18 protein-coding genes are annotated in these 18,082 nt (G+C 65.2%); 12 read left to right on the forward strand and 6 right to left on the reverse strand.

The window, feature by feature from the left end; all coding sequences use genetic code 11:
- Nucleotides 1-16: 16 nt before the first annotated feature.
- From BVC93_RS04600 to BVC93_RS04610, 3 genes are all read right to left on the reverse strand, one after another.
- Nucleotides 17-922: an ROK family protein gene (locus BVC93_RS04600; RefSeq protein ID WP_083740796.1), complete on the reverse strand. Its 906-nt coding sequence runs from the start codon at nucleotides 920-922 to the stop codon at nucleotides 17-19.
- Nucleotides 922-1,500 (reverse strand): DUF7158 domain-containing protein, encoded by a 579-nt coding sequence (locus BVC93_RS04605; protein WP_083736144.1) that lies wholly within the window; start codon nucleotides 1,498-1,500, stop codon nucleotides 922-924. The genes BVC93_RS04600 and BVC93_RS04605 overlap by 1 nt, the downstream gene beginning before the upstream one ends.
- A gap of 246 nt (nucleotides 1,501-1,746) precedes the next feature.
- Entirely contained in the window at nucleotides 1,747-2,514 is a 768-nt protein-coding gene (locus BVC93_RS04610) for an endonuclease/exonuclease/phosphatase family protein (protein WP_083736145.1), read from the reverse strand.
- Between the two features lie 15 nt (nucleotides 2,515-2,529).
- On the opposite strand from BVC93_RS04610, the gene BVC93_RS04615 reads away from it, so the two are divergent.
- Nucleotides 2,530-3,078, forward strand: a complete 549-nt coding sequence (locus tag BVC93_RS04615) for a hypothetical protein (RefSeq protein WP_083736146.1) — start codon at nucleotides 2,530-2,532, stop codon at nucleotides 3,076-3,078.
- Here the strand turns inward: BVC93_RS04615 and BVC93_RS04620 are convergent.
- Nucleotides 3,071-4,021, reverse strand: coding sequence for a helix-turn-helix transcriptional regulator (locus tag BVC93_RS04620; protein WP_083736147.1), 951 nt, complete (start codon nucleotides 4,019-4,021; stop codon nucleotides 3,071-3,073). The genes BVC93_RS04615 and BVC93_RS04620 overlap by 8 nt on opposite strands.
- A gap of 61 nt (nucleotides 4,022-4,082) precedes the next feature.
- Between BVC93_RS04620 and BVC93_RS04625 the strand changes: the two genes are divergently transcribed.
- The 3 genes from BVC93_RS04625 to BVC93_RS04635 all read left to right on the forward strand — a co-directional run bounded on the left by BVC93_RS04625 (nucleotide 4,083) and on the right by BVC93_RS04635 (nucleotide 6,581).
- Nucleotides 4,083-4,607, forward strand: a complete 525-nt coding sequence (locus BVC93_RS04625) for a DinB family protein (protein ID WP_083740797.1) — start codon at nucleotides 4,083-4,085, stop codon at nucleotides 4,605-4,607.
- Between the two features lies 1 nt (nucleotide 4,608).
- Complete coding sequence (locus BVC93_RS04630) at nucleotides 4,609-5,214, forward strand: DinB family protein (protein ID WP_083736148.1); 606 nt, start codon at nucleotides 4,609-4,611, stop codon at nucleotides 5,212-5,214.
- Nucleotides 5,215-5,363: 149 nt separating this feature from the next.
- Nucleotides 5,364-6,581: a sensor domain-containing phosphodiesterase gene (locus tag BVC93_RS04635; protein ID WP_192860191.1), complete on the forward strand. Its 1,218-nt coding sequence runs from the start codon at nucleotides 5,364-5,366 to the stop codon at nucleotides 6,579-6,581.
- 1 nt (nucleotide 6,582) lies between these two features.
- Here BVC93_RS04635 and BVC93_RS04640 read toward each other — a convergent pair whose 3' ends face one another.
- Nucleotides 6,583-7,026 carry a hypothetical protein gene (locus BVC93_RS04640; RefSeq protein ID WP_083736150.1) on the reverse strand — a complete coding sequence of 148 codons (444 nt, stop codon included), beginning with the start codon at nucleotides 7,024-7,026 and terminating at the stop codon, nucleotides 6,583-6,585.
- Nucleotides 7,027-7,182: 156 nt separating this feature from the next.
- Between BVC93_RS04640 and BVC93_RS04645 the strand changes: the two genes are divergently transcribed.
- Nucleotides 7,183-7,632: a DUF5994 family protein gene (locus BVC93_RS04645; protein WP_083736151.1), complete on the forward strand. Its 450-nt coding sequence runs from the start codon at nucleotides 7,183-7,185 to the stop codon at nucleotides 7,630-7,632.
- Nucleotides 7,633-8,670, forward strand: coding sequence for a zinc-binding metallopeptidase family protein (locus tag BVC93_RS04650; protein ID WP_083736152.1), 1,038 nt, complete (start codon nucleotides 7,633-7,635; stop codon nucleotides 8,668-8,670).
- Between the two features lie 196 nt (nucleotides 8,671-8,866).
- On the opposite strand, the gene BVC93_RS04655 is transcribed toward BVC93_RS04650, so the two are convergent.
- Nucleotides 8,867-9,175: a hypothetical protein gene (locus tag BVC93_RS04655; protein ID WP_083740798.1), complete on the reverse strand. Its 309-nt coding sequence runs from the start codon at nucleotides 9,173-9,175 to the stop codon at nucleotides 8,867-8,869.
- 78 nt (nucleotides 9,176-9,253) lie between these two features.
- On the opposite strand from BVC93_RS04655, the gene BVC93_RS04660 reads away from it, so the two are divergent.
- The 6 genes from BVC93_RS04660 (at nucleotide 9,254) to BVC93_RS04685 (ending at nucleotide 18,081) form a co-directional block, all read left to right on the forward strand.
- Nucleotides 9,254-10,597 carry an ABC1 kinase family protein gene (locus tag BVC93_RS04660; protein ID WP_083736153.1) on the forward strand — a complete coding sequence of 448 codons (1,344 nt, stop codon included), beginning with the start codon at nucleotides 9,254-9,256 and terminating at the stop codon, nucleotides 10,595-10,597.
- Complete coding sequence (locus BVC93_RS04665) at nucleotides 10,598-11,632, forward strand: alpha/beta fold hydrolase (protein ID WP_083736154.1); 1,035 nt, start codon at nucleotides 10,598-10,600, stop codon at nucleotides 11,630-11,632.
- A 109-nt stretch (nucleotides 11,633-11,741) separates the two neighbouring features.
- Nucleotides 11,742-12,617, forward strand: coding sequence for a cyclopropane mycolic acid synthase family methyltransferase (locus BVC93_RS04670; protein ID WP_083736155.1), 876 nt, complete (start codon nucleotides 11,742-11,744; stop codon nucleotides 12,615-12,617).
- A 101-nt stretch (nucleotides 12,618-12,718) separates the two neighbouring features.
- Nucleotides 12,719-13,609 (forward strand): cyclopropane mycolic acid synthase family methyltransferase, encoded by an 891-nt coding sequence (locus tag BVC93_RS04675; RefSeq protein WP_083736156.1) that lies wholly within the window; start codon nucleotides 12,719-12,721, stop codon nucleotides 13,607-13,609.
- A gap of 449 nt (nucleotides 13,610-14,058) precedes the next feature.
- Nucleotides 14,059-17,289, forward strand: coding sequence for a YncE family protein (locus BVC93_RS04680; RefSeq protein WP_157516767.1), 3,231 nt, complete (start codon nucleotides 14,059-14,061; stop codon nucleotides 17,287-17,289).
- 93 nt (nucleotides 17,290-17,382) lie between these two features.
- Entirely contained in the window at nucleotides 17,383-18,081 is a 699-nt protein-coding gene (locus BVC93_RS04685; RefSeq protein WP_442929019.1) for a YciI family protein, read from the forward strand.
- Nucleotide 18,082: the final 1 nt, after the last annotated feature.

Here is an 18,082-nt window from a genome sequence, read left to right on the forward strand (position 1 = left end):
GTAGAAAACAAGCTTGCTAGGAGCGCAGCAGCGCCGCCGCTCCGATCAATCCGGCGTCGCCGGCCAGGGTGGCGGGCACCACCTGCATGCCGGTCAGGAAATCCAGCCGCGCGTATCCGGCCAGCGCCTCGCGCAGCGGGTCGAACAGCACGTCGCCGGCCAAGGACACCCCACCGCCGATGACAGCGAGGTCCAGATCGCAGACCGCCCCCACCGAGGCGATCATGGCGGCCACCGCATCGGCGGCGCGCTGAAAAGCACGCAGCGCCACGCCTTCTCCCCCACGAGCGGCCTCGGCCAGCTCTCGAGCCCCTGCCGATGGCGGCGCGTCCCAGCCCAGTTCGTGTGCCCACTGCGCCATTCGCGGCCCGGCGGCGATGGCCTCGACGCAGCCGCGCGCGCCGCAGGTGCACAGCGGGCCACCGGGTTCGACGACGACGTGGCCGACGTGTCCGGCGTTGCCGGTGCGCCCCACGTAGGGCTTGCCGTCGAGTACCAGGCCGCCACCGATACCCGTCGAGATGACCATGCCCAGCATGAACGACGACCCCCGACCCGCGCCTCGCCAGTGCTCGCCGAGAGCCATGCACACGCCGTCGCCGGCCATCTGCACACGTACACCGGGCAGGACCGTCGCCACGCGGTCGCGCAGCGGGAACTTAGACCAGGCCGGGATGTTGATCGGGCTGACGGTGCCCGAGGGCAGATCGACGGGTCCCGCTGCGGAGATGCCGACGCCGGTGACATCGCTGTCGGCTGTCATCGCAGAGATGAGGTGCATCAGCACCTCCCACGCCTTCTCGGGGTCATTGCCGCGTGGCGTGGGTTGCCGCGACGACGTGAGCAACGTGCCGTCGGCGTCCACCAGCCCGGCGGCGATCTTGGTGCCGCCGATGTCGAGTGCGAGCGTCAGGCCGGACATCATCGTCGGCGGGGACGGCGGGGGTCCCCGGAGTGTCGGTTGCCGGTATGCAGCAGTTCGGCGCTGCGGGTCTCGAGCCACTGCCGGAACGCGCGCCTGCGGGCGGTGCCCCTCAGGTGTGCGGCAATTGCCGGGCGCACCGCATCCAGTGTGGGCGTTCCTCCGACGCACCTCACCGAGGACACGAAGCGGCGCGGGTTGCGCTCGTGGTAGGCCGCGACTTCCATCTCGCTGACGTCGATGTCCTCGGTGACGTACCAGAACACCGCCCGCGCCAGCGGGTCGGCCAGAGCGGCCGAGGCGATGCTGCCCACCTCGAAGCGCGCGGTGCCGTCGGGCAGCACGTCAGCCAGCGCCGGCGCGTGCTCGGCGTAGATCCCCAGGCGCACGGCTTCGGCGCGCAGCACCCGCTCGGTCAGGATCAATTGCTGTAGCCATTGCCGCAGCTGCCTCCACTGCGAGGTCCCTATCAGGGGTAATGCCGCTCCGGGGGTGTTGGCACGAAACTGCGCTTCGCGCGCGTCGACGTCTTCGACGGAGACCGAGACGGTCGCCATCTGCTGGGTTGGCCGTGCCATGTGGTCTAGCTTGTCGGGCTGAAGCGCCGTTGCCACTGTCCGTTCACCGATCGTGCCCAAGAGTTCATTGGGCTGTGACCAGCGACAGGCATTGTGCGCCGGGCCGCAACCGCGAAGCTGTGTCACAGTGGAGTCATTGTGAAAGCAAACTCGCGAGATCTGATCTCACTGGGATTCGAGGCGCACCGCAGTGTGCTGCTGTTGCGGTTGCGCTGGCACGGAGCAGGTGGAGCCAAGAGGCCCGGCCTACGCCTGCGACACCTGCACAACCAGCGGCCGGTGGTCGGAGATGCTCAGCAGCGGAGTGGAGACGTCGGTACCGCGTAGTGACGGGCCGTCGGTGAGGATGTGATCCAGCTGCCTGGTTGGCACATCGGCGGGAAACGTGGTCGCCGTCGCCAGTGGTCGTAGCCCCGAGGTTCGCCTGGCGGTGCGTGGTGTCATGTTGAGGTCACCCATCAGCACGTGTGGTCCGGGGAAGCCGCGCATGTCGCGGATCAGCCGGCGTAGCTGGGTCAGGTTCCATCCGGGCACAAACGACAGGTGGGTGTTGGCCACGGTCATCGGCCCCAGCGGTGTCTCCAATCGGGCCACCATGGCGGCGCGTGGTTCCTCGTCGACCACCAGCACCTTGCCCGGCTCGTGCAGGTACATGGGGAACCGGAATGGAATGCGCGGCAGTCGCAGCACCTGCCAGCTGATGGCGGGGAACCGCGACAGCAGGGCGATGCCGTAGCCGGAGGTGCCGGGTTGTTCTGTTCCCGTCGCCGCCATCCACGTGGCTCCGGGGGTTCCGGCTATTGCGGCGACAAAGCGGTGGCTCACCGCTCCCATGGCTTCGGCGGCCACCGCAGTCAGATCGGCCATGGCCGAGCGCGGCTGGTCCAGGTCCACCTCTTGCAGAGCCAGCACATCGGCGTCGAGTTCTTTGATGCTGTCGGCCAATCGGTCCAACCGCACCTCGCCGTCGTGCACGCTGCGTCCGTGCAGGATGTTGAAGGTTGCCATCCTCATGGGTACTAGGTACCCATGCTCGCCCGAAATGACGACCTGCGTGATGCGCTGAGGCGTGCGGCCTCGGCGTTCAAGGACCATGGTCCGGGTTTTGCGTTGGCCGGAAGTTACGCGCTGTGGGTGTACGGCGGGCCGGAGCCTGTGCACGACGTGGACTTCCTGGTGGCCGAACAAGACGTCGAGGCGGCGGCGCTGACGTTGGAGAAGGCCGGGTTCACCATCGAGCGCACTCCGGAGGACTGGCTGTTCAAGGCCTGCGTCGACGGTGACTTCGTGATCGACGTGCTGCACCGCCTCAATGGTGTGGCGGTGACGGCGGAAACGTTGGATGCGGCCGAGGAGGTCGACGTGTTGGCGATCCGGATGCCCGTGGTGCCGCCCACCGAGGTGGTGACGGAAAAGCTGTTGTCGCTCAACGAGCACCACTGCGATTTCGCCGCGCTGCTGCCGGGTGTGCGAGCGGTGCGTGAGGCCGTGGAATGGGCTTCCGTGCGTGCGGCCACTGCCGAGCATCCGTTTGCGTCGGCGTTTCTGTTCCTCACCGATCAGTTGGACATCACGTAGCGGCGGCGCTCAGCCGCGCCGCCATCACACGCGCTCCTTCGATCACCTCGGGCGGGCCCAGGATCTCGAAGTCCGCGCCGACCATCGCCAAAAACAGCGGGATCTTCTCGGGGTCGTCGGCGCCGGCGCTCACCAGGCAGGAGTCCGGGCCTTCCGCTTCCACCGTTGCCGATGACGGCGAAAAGAACTGTTCCACAATCTCTTTGGAACAGAAGAACCGCACCTGCGCGACGTAGCGGTAGGAGCTGCTGCTGATGGCGCGGCTGACGTAGGTGGCCGCGTCGGGCGCCTCGCGCGGGGTGAAGGTGGTGCCGCGGGCACGGACGTCGTCCATCCGGTCCAGCCGCAGGGTGCGCCAGTCCTGGCGGTCGCGGTCCCAGGCCAGCAAGTACCAACGGCGCCCGGTGGTCACCAACTGATACGGCTCGAGGCGTCGCGATGTCTGATTGCCGCGGATGTCGGTGTAGGTGGTGTCGACGTGTTCGTGGTCGCGGCAGGCTCGCGCCAGCGACATCAGCGCGTCGGGTTCGACGGGAGTGTCCGACCCGGAGGCCAGTGTCACCGTCGACTCGCGCACGGCCGAGACCTGCGACCGCAGCCTGGCCGGCATCACCTGATCGAGTTTGGACAGCGCCCGCAGCGCGGACTCCCCCACTCCGGCGACGCTGCCTCCGGCGGCCAGGCGCAGGCAGACCGCCATGGCGACGGCTTCTTCGGGATCGAGCAGCAGCGGCGGCAGGGCGGCGCCGGCGCCCAGTTGGTACCCGCCGCCGAGGCCGGTACTGGCCTGCACGGGGTACCCGAGGTCGCGCAGCCGTTCGACGTCACGGCGCACGCTGCGGCCGGTGACGCCGAGGCGCTCGGCCAGCTCCTCGCCGGTCCACACCCGCCGGGACTGCAACAGGCCCAGGAGATGGAGCACACGGCCCGTGGTTTCGGACATGCCAGCAGTATTTCGCACTTTTAGGACCGAAACTGTCCTATATGGGTGTGACGCTGTGTTCATGACCGCCCGAAGCCTCACCGACCAGCTGGTCTACCAGCTCGACTTCCACTGGCAGAGCGCGCTGCGACCCCGATTGGAGGGCCTGACCGACGACGAGTACTTCTTCGAACCGGTGTCCGACTGCTGGACCCTGCACCCTGACGGGAGCATCGACTTCGCTCATCCCCCGCCCGAGCCGGCGCCGTTCACCACCATCGCGTGGCGGATGGCGCACCTGATCGTCGGTGTACTCGCCATGCGCACCCACAACCATTTCGGTGGTCCGCCTGCCGACTACTACAGCTGGGACTACGCCACCGACGCCCAATCCGCGCTGCGCCAGTTCGACGACGCCTACCGCGGCTGGATGGACGGGGTAAGCGCCCTCGACGACGACGGCCTGGCGCGGCCGGTGGGCGCGGCCGAGGGCGGCTGGGCTGCCGAGCCGATGATCACGCTGATCTTGCACATCAACCGGGAAATTATCCACCACGGAGCTGAAATCGCCTGCATCCGTGACCTTTACGCACACAAGGAGAACTGACATGGCCGCTATGCCCCCACCCGTCGCCGATGAACGCGCCGGACTTCTGGAGTACCTCAAGGCTCAGCACTACGCCTTTCACGCCATCGCGTTCGGACTCACCGATGAGCAGGCACGCTCCAAGCCCACGGTCAGCGCGCTGTCCATCGGCGCCATCATCAAGCACGTCACCAACTGCCAGCGCGGCTGGATGCAGCGAGTGGCTTCGGCTCCCGAACCCACGCCGGCAGACACCAGATCCATTCAGGAGCAGGCCGCGGAGTACGAGGGCGAGTTCGTCATGCGCGACGACGAGACACTGGCGGGGATCCTGGCCGCCTTCGACGTCGGCAATGCCGAAGCCGTCGCGCTGATCGAGACCGTCGACCTCGGCGCGGCCGTACCCATCCCCCAGGACGTGCCGTGGTTCCCCAAGGACGTGTCCGCATGGTCGGTGCGCTGGGTGCTGTTCCACATGATCGAGGAGCTGGCCCGGCACGCCGGGCAGGCGGACATCATCCGCGAAAGCATCGATGGCGCAACGCTGTACGAGCTGTTGGCCGGGTTGGAGGACTGGGAGCCGACGCCGTGGCTGACGCCGTGGGGCAAACAGCCGGTGAACGGCTGACGGGGCCACAGCACGCACGGTCATTTCGCGTGGACGGCTACTGACGCCCGTGGTAAAAATGTGTCCGATTCTGACAGAAGCAACCACGGCTCGCACCACGCCGGTGCCGACGCCCTATGTGTGTCCGGTGGAAGGCGTGGCGCTGTTCCATGGAGAGGCTGGTCGGTGCGCTTCGCGCCTTCATTCCCTATACCGTCGGCGCGGCAATCGGGTTCTGCACCGCCCCAACCGGACTGATGATCACCGCTGCTGTCGGTGAATTGTCTCCGGTTGCCGGGCGAGTCGTCAGCCTGGAGCCGGAGACTCAGGCCAACTGGGCGGACGTGAAAGCGCCTATGGCAATTGATGATCTGACAACCGACCCATGGGTGTCAGATCTGCCACGCGCCCTGGCAGCGACGCTGGAGCTGCGCAGCGCACTGGTGATTCCGTTGGTCGCCCAGAACCTGACCATCGGTGCCTTGGTGCTGGCCAGTACTGCCCCTCGGACATACCGCACCGCCGCCATCGAGCACATCACCTCGATCTCGGCCGCGATCATCCCGCTGGTGCTCGGAAGCGAAAGGCTCGGGCATCTCCTGTCCAGCCTTCTGCGGGCGGAATCAGCCGGCTCGGTCACGCCGGTGTTGTCGAACGCCCCGGCCCACGACTTACATTTCGGCCCCTGGTTTCTCGAGCCCCGTGCGCTGAGTGCGGTGTTCCAGCCCATTGTCAGGTTGCCTGATCGACAGGTGGTGGGGTTCGAAGGCCTGTCCCGATTCAGCGGAGCGCCGGGCCAGGCCGCTGACCTCTTCGGTGGCGCGCGGGCGTCACTGTGGGGCCACCGGATGGAACTGCGGGCGTTGGAGGCAGTTCTGTTGGCAGCCCGAAAGATTCCGGATCATTTCATCCTCAGTGTGAATTTGAGTCCGTTGGTTGCGCTACATCCAGCTGCGCGAGAATTGCTGCTGGCGCAGAGTCGGGCATTGGTCGTCGAACTCACCGAGTACCACGCGACCACGCCGGCCATGGACGTGGAACTGCACGGATTGCGAGGAAGCGGCATCCAGCTCGCAGTCGACGATGCGGGCAGCGGGTACTCCACACTGACTCGAATTCTGCGCCTTCGCCCCGAGGTCATCAAACTCGACCGTGAGCTCGTCGCAGATCTGGAGGCTGACCCTGTTCGCCAGACGTTTGTCACCGCGTTTGTGCGGGTCGCGGGACAGACCGGCGCCACGTTGATCGCCGAAGGCGTCGAAACCGAAAGCCAAAGCCAGATCTTGGCTCAGCTGGGGGTCGAGTACGCCCAGGGCTACGCCTTCGGCCACCCTGCAGCGGTCGATGACCTGTTTCCCGACAGTCCAGGTGGCGGCCGGCCCAGCTGACCTACGGCGTTGCCGAGGTGGCGTCCGCGGACGCCGACGCCACCATTTCCAGGTACGCAGCGGCGATTCCCGACATTTCGAAGTCCTCGTCGAGATCGGTCCCCGCCCGGATGCCGCCGGGCATCAGGTCAAGCACCGCTTCCCTGTGCTCGCGCGGCACCTGGGAGGCCCGGCACGCCAGGAGCGCGGACTGCACCTCGGGCAACAGTCGATCCCACCAGTCGTCAAGGCGGTGACGTTCGTCCTCCAGCAAGTTGGCTTCGAAGCTGCGAAGCAACCAGCGTCCGGGATGCTGCACGGCTTCGTTGCTGCGCGCTCGAACAGTTTGCGCGGCAATGGATACCGCTACGCTATGAGGCACATACCCATGAGGATTGGCCAGCAGGGCGGCCTGATGTCCACGGTGGAGCCGGTAGAACCAGGTCAATGTTCGATCGCGACGCATGCCTCTACCGTACCCACCGCGGCGCTTGCCCGTGCGACTGATCGCAGCAGCGTACAGTGGGTGTCAGGCGGTACTTCGCACACGTGACCATTCGAGCCGTGTCATCGTCGGTTATCAGGATCCGGCTACATTTCCGGTCTAGATGGGAGCGTCGTCATGACGCCACAACAACCTCTCGATGACGTCGAGCACCACAGCACTCCCCGGCTCCGGCTGAAGCCCAAAGGACCGCAAACCGGTTATGTCGACGGTGCGTGGTGGCCCGAAAGCACAGAACTCACAACCGAATTGCCGGATCTTGTAACGGTGTTGTCGGTTCGGCTGGGACCTGTTGACTGTGTGCTCTACCACCTGGGCAGCTGGGCGGATGTGCCCCGCAAGATCACCCTCGGCACTCAGCGGCTGCGCCTTGGCGGCTACCGCCGCCAGCCGATGAACACCATCGAGCTGGTGGGCCCGCACGGCCGGATCATTCTGCTGGTGGTGCCTCCGGAGACCGATGCCGCCGACGCGCACGCCATCATGATGGCTGCGGCTGCCCGCGACAACTCCGCGGCGCCCGCCGACTTGCTGGGGCTGCGCGCCTCCGAGGAGGTCCGCGCGTAGATGCGGGATCTGAGGTGCCCCCGATGCGGCCAGCACCTGGCCTTCGAGAACTCGGTCTGCCTGTCATGCGGCAGCAGGTTGGCGTTCGCGTTGGAGGAAGCCGCAATGCTCGCCATCCCCGATGCGGCAGGTTTTCCCGGTGAGGTGGTGGCTGCGGGCGCCTACACGCTGTGCTCCAATCTGGATGTCGCGGCCTGCAATTGGGCGGTGGCCGGCGGCGGCACCGACGTGGGTGGGCTCTGCCGGTCGTGTCGGCTGACGCGCACCCGGCCCAATGACGCCGATTCTGCGGGCATGGTTCAGTTCGCCGCGGCCGAGCGGGCCAAGCGACGCCTGATCGCCGAATTGGCCGAGCTGAGGCTCCCGATTGTCGGCCGCACCGAGGATCCCGAGTTCGGACTGGCCTTCGACTTGCTGTCCAGCACCTTCGAACCGGTGTCCACCGGCCACGAGAACGGGGTCATCACAATGGATCTCGCAGAGGTCGATGATGTGCACCGCGAACACGTGCGTGTCGCATTGGACGAGCCCTACCGGACCTTGCTCGGACACTTTCGGCACGAGATCGGCCACGCCTACTTCCATCGCCTGGTCGGGGCGTCGCTGACCAGATACGCGGAGTTCCGGGCCCTGTTCGGCGATCCGGACGCCGACTACCAGTCCGCGCTCGACGGTCACTACAACAGTGCGACTGCCGACTCCTGGCGAGATCACCACGTGTCGGCCTACGCCGCCATGCACGCGTCCGAGGACTGGGCAGAGACATTCGCCCACTACCTGCACATCCGCGACACCCTCGACACCGCAGGCGCATTCGGACTGGCCCCAGATGACGCCACTTTTGAGCGAAACAATATGCGCACCAGCGCTTTTGACGAGATCATCAACATGTGGCTGCCCTTGGCGTGGTCGCTCAACATGGTCAACAGGTCCATGGGACGCGACGATCTCTATCCGTTTGTGCTGCCCACGCCGGTGCTGGGCAAGATGTCCTTCATCCACACCGCCATCGAGGCCCAGCGTTGCCCGCTCAGCTGATTCGTCTCGGTGGGGTGTGACGCTCTGCACCGGCGTGAACCACAGCCGTCACTTCCGCCCCTTGCTCGGCAGGGAGCACCTTCGTGCCCGCCTCTGTGCGACACCCTTGCGACACACCGAGTTGTCGCATCACAGTCGCACAGACGCGGGCAGATTGGGCTTGCCATGGACAACCCGAAGCAGCCCCGGCAACGACCTACGCCGCGCGAGTGGTGTCGGCGACCAACACACGCAGCGCACGCACACGCCGGTCGATGCGGTACTCGGTGGCCCGCGCCATCTCCCCCGGCCCGTACAGCCCGCGCCCGCGTCGGTACACCCGCCCGATCTTGACGTCGGTGCGAAGGGCGTCCGACACCGTTTTCGACGGCCGGCCTCTGATGTCGAATCCTTGGTACTGCACAGACTCGACCAGTTCGTCCACGGACACGGTGCCGTGCTCGAAGATGTATGTGACCAGCAGATAGCGCAGGTCGATGCAGCGCAGGCGTAACCGGGTATCCATCTGGGAACCATGGCAGCCGGCACCGACATACCACACCTTGATTGGGCGCACACCAGCAGATTTGAGACACTGCAAGACATGAGTTCAACCAAACACCGCGAGGTGGCCAAACTCGACCGGGTGCCGCTGCCCGCCGAGGCCGCCCGGATCGGCGTGACGGGTTGGCAGCTCACCCGAGCAGGCGCCCGCGTCGTCTCCAAGATCAAAGCCCGAGGATCTTTGCAGTCCAAGGTCATCAAGGAGATTCCGCAGACCTTCGCCGACCTGGGCCCCACCTACGTCAAGTTCGGCCAGATCATCGCCTCCAGCCCCGGCGCCTTCGGTGAGCCGCTGAGCCGCGAATTCCGCAGCCTGCTCGACGCGGTGCCGCCGGCAGACACCGCCGAAGTGCACCAGCTGTTCAAGGAGGAACTGGGCGACGAGCCGCAGAACCTCTTCAAGCACTTCGAGGAAAAGCCGTTCGCCAGCGCCTCCATCGCGCAGGTGCACTTCGCCACCCTGCATACCGGTGAAGAGGTGGTCGTCAAGATCCAGCGGCCTGGGATCCGCCGCCGTGTCGCCGCCGATCTGCAGATCCTCAAGCGATTCGCCCAGGTGGTGGAGTTCGCGAAGCTGGGCCGACGGCTCTCTGCCCAAGACGTCGTCGCCGATTTCGCCGACAACCTGGCCGAGGAGCTCGACTTCCGACTCGAGGCGCAGTCGATGGACGCCTGGGTCAGCCACCTGCACGCGTCCCCGTTGGGTCGCAACATCAAGGTGCCGGACGTGTACTGGGATCTGACCAGCGAGCGTGTGCTCACCATGGAGCGCGTCAGCGGTGTCCGCATCGATGACGTGAAGGCCATCAAGGAGATGGGCCACGATGGCACCGAACTGGTCAAGGCGCTGCTGTTCTCCACCTTCGAGGGCGGCCTGCGGCACGGGCTGTTCCATGGCGACCTGCACGCGGGCAATCTGCTGGTCAACGACAAGGGCCAGGTGGTGTTCCTGGACTTCGGCATCATGGGCCGCATCGACCCCCGCACCCGCTGGCTCTTGCGTGAGCTCATCCACTCCCTACTGGTCAAGAAGGACCACGCCGCCGCAGGCAAGATCGTCGTCCTGCTCGGGGCGGTTGGCACGGTCAAGCCGGAAGCCCAGGCCGCCAAGGACCTGCAGCAGTTCGCCGAGCCGCTGACCATGAAAACCCTGGGTGACATGTCCTATGCCGACATCGGCAAGCAGCTCTCCAAGCTGGCCGAGGCCTACGACGTCAAGCTGCCGCGTGAGCTGGTACTCATCGGCAAGCAGTTCCTCTATGTCGAGCGCTACATGAAGCTGCTCGCGCCCAGGTGGCAGATGATGAACGATCCCCAGTTCTCCGGCTACTTCGCGAACTTCATGGTGGAAGTCAGCCGCGAGCACCAGAAGTCCGAGGTCTGAGTGGACCTCCGCAGCGGTTACGCCAAGTCCAAAGCCGGGCCTCTTACTCGCGGAACAACGCCGCTCGACGAACCCGGCGGGTCCAAAGCCGGGCCTCTTACTCGCGGAAAAGCGCCGCTCGACGAACCCGGCGGGTCAGCCGATCTGGACATCTATTTCGAAGACCTCGGCAATCCCGATGATCCGGCGGTACTGCTGATCATGGGTCTGGGAGCGCAGCTGCTGCTGTGGCGTGACGGGTTCTGCGAGAAGCTGGTCGACAGGGGTCTGCGAGTCATCCGGTTCGACAATCGCGACGTGGGACTGTCCACCAAGTTGGACGGTAAGAAAGTCGTCACCAATCAGTACGCGAGCATGGCGCGCTCACTGATCGGCCGCAGGAGCCCGTCGGTCTACACGCTCGAAGACATGGCCGACGACGCCGCCGCTGTCCTCTCTCACCTGGGCATCGACTCGGCGCACATCGTCGGCGCTTCTATGGGCGGCATGATTGCCCAGGTGTTCGCCGCCCGGCACAGCGCGGCCACCAACAGCTTGGGCGTCATCTTCTCCAGCAACAATCGTGCGGCGCTGCCGCCACCGGATCCGCGGGCATTGTTCGCCGTCATCAAGGGCCCTCACCCGGACTCTCCGCGTGAGGTGATCGTCGAAAACGCCGTGCGGGTCAGCAAGATCATCGGCAGCCCCGGCTACCCGGCTCCGGAAGACAGGGTGCGCGCCGACGTCATTGCCGGCTATGACCGCAGCTACTACCCATGGGGAGTGTCGCGCCAGTTCGGCGCCATCCTCGGCAGCGGCAGCCTGGTGCACTATGACCGTCAGATCACCGCGCCCACGGTGGTCATCCACGGACTCGCCGACCGACTGATGCGCCCGTCGGGCGGACGGTCCATCGCGACAACGATTCCGCGCGCCCGGCTGGTGTTGTTTCCCGGGATGGGCCACGAGTTGCCCGAACCGCTGTGGGATCAGATCGTCGGTGAACTGTGCGTCACGTTCGCCGAGCGTCCGTCGACGACCACCGGCGCGGTTTGACTCGGCCAGTTGACCACCTGCATGTAGAGTCGGCGCTGCAAGTGGGTTAATCACGCGTCTCGGGGGGACGCTTGACCGGCCTCTGGTTTCACCAGAAGGACATCAAGTCATGGCGAAAAAACTGAAACCGCACTTCGACGACGTACAGGCGCATTACGACCTGTCAGATGAATTCTTTGCACTGTTCCTCGATCCGAGTCGAACGTACAGCTGCGCATACTTCGAACGTGATGACATGACGCTCGAGGAAGCCCAGCTCGCGAAGGTGGATCTGGCGCTCGGCAAACTCGGGCTGCAGCCGGGGATGACCCTGTTGGACATCGGATGTGGTTGGGGCGCAACGATGATGCGCGCCGTGGAAAAGTATGACGTGAATGTCATCGGACTGACGTTGAGCAAGAATCAGAAGGCCCAGGTTGAGCGGGTGTTCGCCGAGTCCGACAGCCCGCGCACCAAGGAGGTGCGGCTGGAGGGTTGGGAGGATTTCGAACAGCCCGTCGACCGCATCGTGTCCATCGGCGCCTTCGAGCATTTCGGCAAGGACCGTTGGGACGACTTCTTCACCACGGCCTACAAGGTGCTTCCCGACGACGGTGTGATGCTGCTGCACACCATCACCGCACTCACCATTCCCCAGATGATCGAGCGGGGCATCCCGCTCACCTTCTCGGTGGCACGGTTCATCAAGTTCATCCTCACCGAGATCTTCCCCGGTGGATATCTGCCGACCATCGAGTTGGCGGGCGAGCACGCCGAAAAGGCCGGCTTCACGTTGACTCGCACACAATCGCTGCAACCGCACTACGCCAAGACCCTCGATCACTGGTCGGCAGCGCTGGAGGCGCATCGCGAGGAGGCCATCGAGGTGCAGTCGGTGGAGGTCTACGACCGATACATGCACTACCTCACCGGGTGTGCCGATGCTTTCCGGAAGGGTTACACGGACGTTTGCCAATTCACGCTGGAGAAGTCGGCGTCGAATTAGGGTCAGTCACCGGCAAAACGCTATGGTGAGGGGCTAGTTGCGGTCGTCTTGGAAGGTTAGCCAGGGGCGCCGGTTTATGGAAAGGCCGAGTAAGAGAAGCTATGTCTGATAATTCCGCTGGTACCAAGGATCTGACGCCGCACTTTGACGACATTCAGGCTCACTACGACCTGTCGGACGACTTCTTCGGGGTGTTCCAGGACCCCACCCGCAAGTACAGCTGTGGCTACTTCACCGGTCCCAACTGCACGTTGTCCGAGGCACAGATCGCCAATGTCGACCAGCATCTGGACCGGCTGAATCTCGAGCCCGGCATGACGCTGCTGGAGATCGGCTGCGGCTGGGGTCTGACGCTGCAGCGCGCGATGGAGAAGTACGACGTCAACGTCATCGGGTTGACGCTGAGCAAGAACCAGCAGGCGTACTGCAATGAGCTTCTCGGCCGGATCGACAGCGAGCGCACCTTCGACGTGCGCCTCGAGGGTTGGGAGCAGTTCCACTCCCCTGTCGACCGCATCGTCTCCATCGAGGCCTTCGAGCACTTCGGCTTCGAACGTTACGACCAGTTCTTCAAGAATTGTTATGACATCTTGCCCGCGAACGGCCGGATGACCATCCAGAGCAGCGTGAGCTACCACCCGGACAATCTGCAGGCACGCGGCAAGAAGCTGACGTTCGAGATGGCCCGCTTCATCAAGTTCATGATCACCGAGATCTTCCCTGGCGGCCGCATCCCCACCACGGACATGATGGTGGAGCACGGCGAGAAGGCCGGTTTCACCGTGCCCGAGGCGATGTCGCTGCGCAACCACTACATCAAGACACTCGGTATCTGGGCCGCGGCGCTGGAGAACCACAAGGACGAGGCCATCGCGGCCACCGATGAGGAGAACTACAACCGGTACATGAAGTACCTGACCGGCTGCCAGTACTACTTCGTCGACGAATCCATCGATGTCAGCCTCGTCACCTACGTCAAGGAAGCCAGCTAGCTCGGCATCGGGAGTTCCCTTGCCGCGCAGAAGCTTTGGGAGCCCGCCGGCCTGTCGAGATTCGACACGGATGGTGGGCCGGCACGGGCGTGGATCCAGATCCGCGAAGAGGGCACCCGCGCCTGCGACCTTCGTCAGTGGCCCGCGCTGCGCGGCCGCATCCCGCGAAACCCAAGAGCAAATCCGTCGTGAGCCATCAGTACAGCGTCTGTAGTTAGCGGAACTATTGACCGCTGCAGCCCGCGATGAGCAGACAGTAAGTCCATGGCCGTAACCAGCTGATGCCATTCATCTTTCTACAGGTCTTCGATCCGGCCAGAAACTGACATCTGCGCAACCAAATTTGCTGTTTCTAACGCATGTTTCGTTTCAGCTATCGAACCAGAGTTGCTGCAGCTATGCTCATGCCGCCGCCAGTCGGCGCACATCCGCTTCGGAAGAGGTACAGAGTGGGTTCTGCACGGTATATCGGTCGAGTCGGAGCGCTGGCTGTCGCACTGGGTATCGGGATGGTGGTCACCAACAGCCCGGCCATCGCTCTGGCCGAGGATTCGGCGAAGGTGGCGCCGTCTGCAGACAATGACCGCTCCGACGTGCAGAGCCCGGAGAAGGAGTCGACGCCTGAGAACGACTCCCCTTCCGATGAGCCCTCCGAGGACGACGACACGGACGACAGCGCGGAGGTGGACGATGCCGACGCTGACGGCGAAGACGAGGGCGATGAAGTCGACGAGGGCGACGACGACGCGTCAGAGGATGCCGCTTCCGCCGACGACGAGGACGTTCCCGACGAGGACGACAGCACTTCGGGCACGGTGACGCGCGCGCCGACGGTCACCGTCACCGAGCGCCGGCTCGTCGAGCAGAATTCGCCGGAGCCGCAGGAGGTTTCGGCCACCGCTGAGAGCGAGGCCGGTCTCGAGGCCGATACCGCCACCGAGACCAAAACCGAGCCGACGGCGGCAACCGACTCCGGCAACAACCCCGACATCGTGACCGCAGCGGCCGAGCCTCTCACCGTCACGATTCCCACCGTGGCCGCGGCCGTGGTGGCACCCGCCAATCCGGTACAGACGTTCGTCACCAGCGTGCTGTCGTGGTTCGGCTTCGCTCCGCACGCCGGCACCGCCCCGGCAAGCCCCGCGAGCAATCCCACAGCCTGGGCCGTTCTGGCCTGGATCCGCCGGGAGATCGGCTACACGTTCTTCAACCGCAGCCCGGTTCTCGATCCCGTCAAGACAGGGCAAACCGCGGCCGGTGAGGTCACCGGTGACCTCAACGGCAAGGACTTCCAGGGCGCCGCACTCACCTACTCCGGCAGCGGCAGCACCCCCAAGGGGTCGGTGGTGATCGACCCGGCAACCGGCGCCTTCACCTACACCCCTGGCGCGGAACTGGCCGCTGTCGGTGGCACCGATACCTTCACGGTCACTGCCAGCAACACCGCGGCCTACCGGCTGCCCGGAGTGGCGGGCATGATCCAGGGTGTCATCCATCAGGGTGCGCAGCTGCTCGGCCTGGCGCAGTCGGACGCCACGTCAACCGTGGTCGAGGTCTCCTACGATGTGAACGGCCTGACCGTGATCACCGAGATCCGCACGGCCGGAACACCTGTCGGCCTCGTCATGAGCTCGGACGGCACCCGCGCCTACCGCACCTCCGAGATCTATGACGCTACGACGGGTGAATACCGCACCCGGGTCACCGTTGTCGACACCAACACCGGTGCTGTCCTGGGCGCGCCCGTTACCCTGGTCGGCCGACCCGGCGATTTCCAGGTGAGCAAGGACGGCACCCGCGTCGTGCAGACCAGCGAGGCGTACCACGAGGACACCGACAGCTACACCACCACCGTGGTGGTCATCGATTCTGCGACAGGCGATCTGGTGGGGTCCCGCTTCGTCATCGAGGCTCACCGAGCCGGCCACCTGCAGCTCAGTGATGACAGCACCCGCGCCTTCCAGACCACCCAGACATTCGATGAGAACAACCGGGTCTGGTTCACCGAACTCACCGTCATCAACACCACCACCGGCACCCTGGTGGGTACCCCGATCGTGGTCGACGGGTCGTTTCGCATCCACACCAATGACCGGTTGAGCCGTGAACCGTTGGTGTTCAGCGCGGACGGCACCCGTGCCTACATGTTGACGCAGAACCTGGGCTCTGGCGTCGATGCCACCAAGCCACAGGAATCCACGCTGGCCGTCATCGATATCGCCACCGGCACGCTGGTCGACACCCCGGTCACCGTCGACGGGCACCCCGCCGGTCCCCTCGCGTTGAGCAAGGACGGCACCCGGGTGTACGCGGTCACCACCGTGGACATCTACTTCACCAACACCGCGACCGCCAGGGTGGCCGTGGTGGATGCCCACACCGGTGCGTTGATCGGTGATCCGTTGGTGCTCAACGGTTATGCCGTCAGTGACAGTGGGTCACCCGATACCGAGCCCGTGCTGTTCTTCAGTCCCGACGGCAGCCGCGCGTTCGTGTCCACCAATGTGTGGGATCCTGTGACGTTCGCGGAGACCACCCGCGTGGCGATGTTCGACGCCACCGACGGAACCCTGTTGCACACCACCGTTCTGGAAGGCCGCGCCCGCGGCACGCTGCAGCGGTCAACCGCTGATCCCACCCGCTTCGTCCAGGTCACGGTCACCGACTTCGGCACCAGGATCGAGCCTGCGACAACACAATTGGCGACCATCAATGCCGAAGACGGCACGTTGATCGGTACCGCACACACTCGCGGCATCGACGACAACGGTTTCCCCGTGCAGTTCAATCCAACTGGCACCCGGGCCTACCTGTTGACCGTCCATCGCCGCGGTGACCAGCATGAAGGTCCCGCCGATGCGGAGAGCCTGTATCTGACAGTGATCGACACCGCCACCGGGCAGCTGGTGGGGGAACCGATCGAGCTACGGGTGGCCAAAACCGTCGAAGACGGTAATGGCTCCGTGCAGTTCAGCGCTGACGGCACCCGCGCATTCCAACTGGTCCAAGAGAAGACACCCTCGGGCGTGGACTGGTCCACGCGCATGCTGGTGATCGACACCGGCAGCGGAGCGCTGCTGAACACTGTCGAGCTGCCGGGTCCACTGGTGGGGCATGGGCAGGACAGCGACGACGGACACCGGGTGTACCTGACCACTGCCACGAAGCTGATGGTGATCGACAGCGTCACCGGCGCTCTGGTGTCGGCCACCACGCTGCCGGGCACCCCGGTTGCCGAGATGACGTTTGCCGGCAACGCCGGTGAGCCCGGATATCTCGCCGTCACCAGGACCGTGGCTGGTCGCACCGAGACCGTCGTATTGGTCATCAACACCGTGACGGGCGGCATCACCGAAACCTGGTCCCCGCAGGCAGGGCAGGTCATTGCGGGGTCCGCTCCGGTGTTGAGCCCGGACGGCAGCCGCCTGTACGTCGTCACCTCGGTGCATCATCAGGACACCAACACCTACACCGCCGTGGTGGCGGCCTACAGCACCGCCCACGGCGCGTTGATCGGCACACCAGTCACGGTGCCCGGCCCGCGCAAAGGTCCGCTGCAGGTCAGTGCCGATGGCACGCGCCTGGTGCAGCCGGTCTCGCTGCGGGATCCCTCGACCGGTGAATGGATCAGTGCGCTGGTGGTGATCAACTCCCACACCGCGGCGCCCGTGGTGGTGTGAAATCCGTTCTGGAATTCTGTCGGATCTGTGTGGCGCTGTTCGTCGGTCAGGTAGAGAGTTCAACATGAGGTTGCGCTCCTAACTCGAGGACGGATGACCATGCACTATCTGGCGATTCTGCGGGGCCCCGAGCCCACCGGTGAGTACGACGCCGCCGCTGAGGAGGCGATCATGGCGGAGTACACCGACTTCAACACTCGCGCCGGTCACGCCATCCGGAGCGGCGATGCGCTGTGCCCGGCGGCTGACGCGGTGCGCATCTCAGGTGGAGTGGTGACCGACGGGCCCTTCGCCGAGGGCGCCGAAATAGCGGGCGGCTACTACGTTTTCGAAGCAGACAATCTGGACGACGCACTGCAGTTGGCCCGCCACATCCCGGCGCGCAAGGCAGGCGGTGTCGAGGTGTGGCCGATGGTCGGCTGGGAAGCACCGGAAGGGCCGCTGGGCGCTGACTGGTTCGCGCTGCTACTGGAGCCGCCCGGAGCGGATTTTCCCGATCCGGGCACACCGGAATGGAATGCCGATGTCGCCCAGCACGAGGCGTTCGGGAGGAAATACGGTGAGCACATCCTCGGCGGCGCGGCCCTGCACCCTCCGTCAACGGCCACCACGGTGAAGGTCCGCGACGGTGACGCCATCTTCACCGACGGACCGTACGCCGAAGGCGCCGAGGTGGCCGGCGGCTTCTATCTGCTGCGGGCCGCCGACAAAACCGAGGCCGTCGAGATCGCTGCAAAGATCCCAGTCTCGGTGGTGGAGTTGCGTCAGTTGGCCAACATCTCTGCTGTGTAAC

It is taken from the genome of Mycobacterium sp. MS1601, assembly GCF_001984215.1.
GTDB lineage: Bacteria > Actinomycetota > Actinomycetes > Mycobacteriales > Mycobacteriaceae > Mycobacterium.